The sequence below is a fragment of the Sphingomonas bacterium genome (assembly GCF_903643065.1).
Taxonomy (GTDB): domain Bacteria; phylum Pseudomonadota; class Alphaproteobacteria; order Sphingomonadales; family Sphingomonadaceae; genus Sphingomonas.
On record NZ_CAHJWX010000430.1, the window covers coordinates 1 to 2,763 of the forward strand.

2 protein-coding genes are annotated in these 2,763 nt (G+C 73.1%); both read left to right on the forward strand.

The window, feature by feature from the left end; translation table 11 throughout:
• Positions 1-136: 136 nt before the first annotated feature.
• Positions 137-1,861: a peptidoglycan D,D-transpeptidase FtsI family protein gene (locus HUU95_RS13410; RefSeq protein WP_254602803.1), complete on the forward strand. Its 1,725-nt coding sequence runs from the start codon at positions 137-139 to the stop codon at positions 1,859-1,861.
• Positions 1,858-2,763, forward strand: a 906-nt coding sequence (locus tag HUU95_RS13415; RefSeq protein ID WP_254602804.1) for a Mur ligase family protein, incomplete at its 3' end; no start/stop codon positions are given. The genes HUU95_RS13410 and HUU95_RS13415, both read left to right, overlap by 4 nt.

The window sequence follows — 2,763 nt, forward strand, 5'->3', positions numbered from 1 at the left end:
GGGGGACGCCGGCGGTGCCCGCCAGCGGCGTCGGCCGTGCCCGGCGGCAGGTGGCGCTGCTCGACCGCAAGCTGCTGAGCGACTCCACGCTGCGCGACCTCGTCGGCGGCGCGCGGGTGGAAGGGGGCAAGCTGCGGTGAGCGTCGCGGTCGCACGGCCCCTGCCGCGCCGCACCATCGGCGGCCTTCGCCAGCAGCTCGTCGCGACCGCCCACATGCGGCTGATGACGCTGATGATGCTGTTCGCCGCCGCGGTGCTGCTGGTGATCGGCCGGCTGGCGATGCTGGCGGTGTTGTCGCACGCGGGCGACGGGCGCGGGGTGCTCGGCGCCGTTCCGCGCGGCGACATCGTCGACCGCAACGGCGAGCCGCTGGCGCGCACGATCGACAGCTATGCCATCGGCATCCATCCCGGCGCGCTGCTCGGCGACCCGACGGAGGTCGCGGGCAAGCTCGCCGCGCTGATGCCCGAGCATGGCGAGCCGTTCTTCTATGCGCTGCTGACCAGGAAGGTGTCGTTCACCTATCTCCAGCGCCGCGCCAGCCCCGCGCTGGTCGAGGCGGTGAACGCGATCGGCGAGCCGGCGATCGTCTACGAGCATGACTCGCAGCGATTGTACCCGCAGTCGACGATGGCGGCGCACGCGCTCGGCTTCCTGTCCACGGAAGGGCGGGGGATGAGCGGCATGGAGCGCGTGCTGGACGAGCGGCTGACCAGCCCCGCCACCGCCGGCCAGGCCGTTGCGCTGTCGATCGACAGCCGCGTGCAGGCGGCGCTGGAGAGCGAACTGTCGCGGGCGAAGGACAATTTCGCCGCGCGCGCCGCCGCCGGCGTCGTGCTGGACGTGCAGACGGGCGAGGTCATCTCGCTGGTGTCGCTGCCGACGTTCAACCCGAACCGCGTCGGCATGGCGGGAGCGGAGGAGCTGCGCGATTCGGTGACGCAGAGCGTGTACGAGCTTGGCTCCACCTTCAAGCCGATCACGATGGCGGCGGCGATCGACGATGGCGTGGTGACGTCGATGGCGCGGCGCTTCGATGCGACCGCGCCGCTCCAGGTCGGCCGGTTCACGATCCATGACGAGAAGGGGGACCCCCGGCGCTGGCTCAACATTCCCGAGACGCTGATCTATTCATCCAACGTCTCGACCGCGCGGATCGCGGACGAGGTGGGCGCGGCGCGGATGCAGGCGATCTTCCGCAAGCTGGGCTTCGACACCAGGCCCGACATCGAGCTGCGCGAGAAGGGCCATCCGCTGTGGCCGCATTACTGGGCGCGGACGACGACGATGACGACCGGCTATGGCCATGGCATCGCGATCACGCCGTTGCAGCTCGCCAGCGCCTATGCCGCGCTCGTCAACGGTGGCGTGTGGCGGCCCGCGACGCTGATGAGGGTGGCGCCGGGACGCGCGTCGGCGGGCCGGCGCGTGATGAGCGAGGCGACGAGCGCCCGGATGCGCCAGCTCCTGCGGCTGGTCTGCCTCTATGGCACGGGGCGCAAGGGCGACGCGCCCGGCTATCGCGTCGGCGGCAAGACCGGCACCGCCGAGGCCGCCTCGAACGGCGGCTACGACCATCACCGCAACGTCGCCACCTTCGTCGCCGCCTTTCCGATGGACAGCCCCCGCTTCGTCGTGCTCGCGATGCTCGACTCGCCGCAGGCGACGAAGGAGACGTTCGGCTGGAAGACCGCGGCGTGGAACGCGGCCCCGGTGGTGGGGCGCGTGATCGCGCGGACCGGGTCGATGCTGGGCGTGGTGCCCGACGCGCGGCGCGAGATCGATCTGGCGGACCTCCAGCCGATGCTGTCGCTCGTCGCCGGCGCCTCCCCGCCGCCGTCGGGCGGGGAGGAGCAGTGAAGCTGCCGGCGCTGGCGCCGGGGGCGCCCGACGTGCCCGTCACCGGTTTCGCGATCGACCACCGCAAGGTCGCGCCCGGCACCGTCTTTGGCGCCTTTCCGGGCGGCAGGGCGAATGGCGAGGACCATATCGCGGCCGCGGTCGCGGCGGGCGCCGTGGCGGTGGTGGCGCGGCCCCATGCGATCGTCGACGGCGCGGTCCACATCGCCGCCGCGGAACCGCGCGAGGCGTTCGCAAGGGCCGCGGCCCGCTTCTTCGCGCCGTTCCCCGCCACCTGCGTGGCGGTGACGGGCACCAACGGCAAGACCAGCGTCGTCGAGATGACGCGCCAGCTGTGGCAGATGGCCGGGCATCGCGCCGCCTCCATCGGAACGCTGGGCGTGGCGACCGCCGACGGGCGCGTGTCGACCGGGCTGACGACCCCCGACGTCGTGACGTTCCTGTCCAACGTCGCCGGCCTGGCGCGCGAGGGCGTGACCCACCTGGCGTTCGAGGCGTCGAGCCACGGCCTGGCGCAGCACCGGACCGACGGGCCGCGGATCGCCGCGGCGGCGTTCACCAACCTGAGCCGCGACCATCTCGACTACCACGGCGACATGGCAAGCTACTTCACCGCCAAGCTGCGGCTGTTCGCGCAAGGCGTGGCGGCGGATGGGGCGGTGGTGGCCTGGGCGGATGACCCGCGCGCGGGCCAGGTGATCGACCTGGCGCGCGAGCGGCGCCTGAGGCTGCTGACGGTGGGCGGGCATGGCGACGCGCTGCGGCTGGTGGCGCGCGAGCCGACGCTGCTGGGGCAGGGGCTGACCGTCCTGGCGGACGGGCGCGAGCACCGGATCGCGCTGCCGCTGATCGGCGCGTACCAGGCCGCCAACGCGCTGGTCGCGGCGGGGCTAGCGATCGCC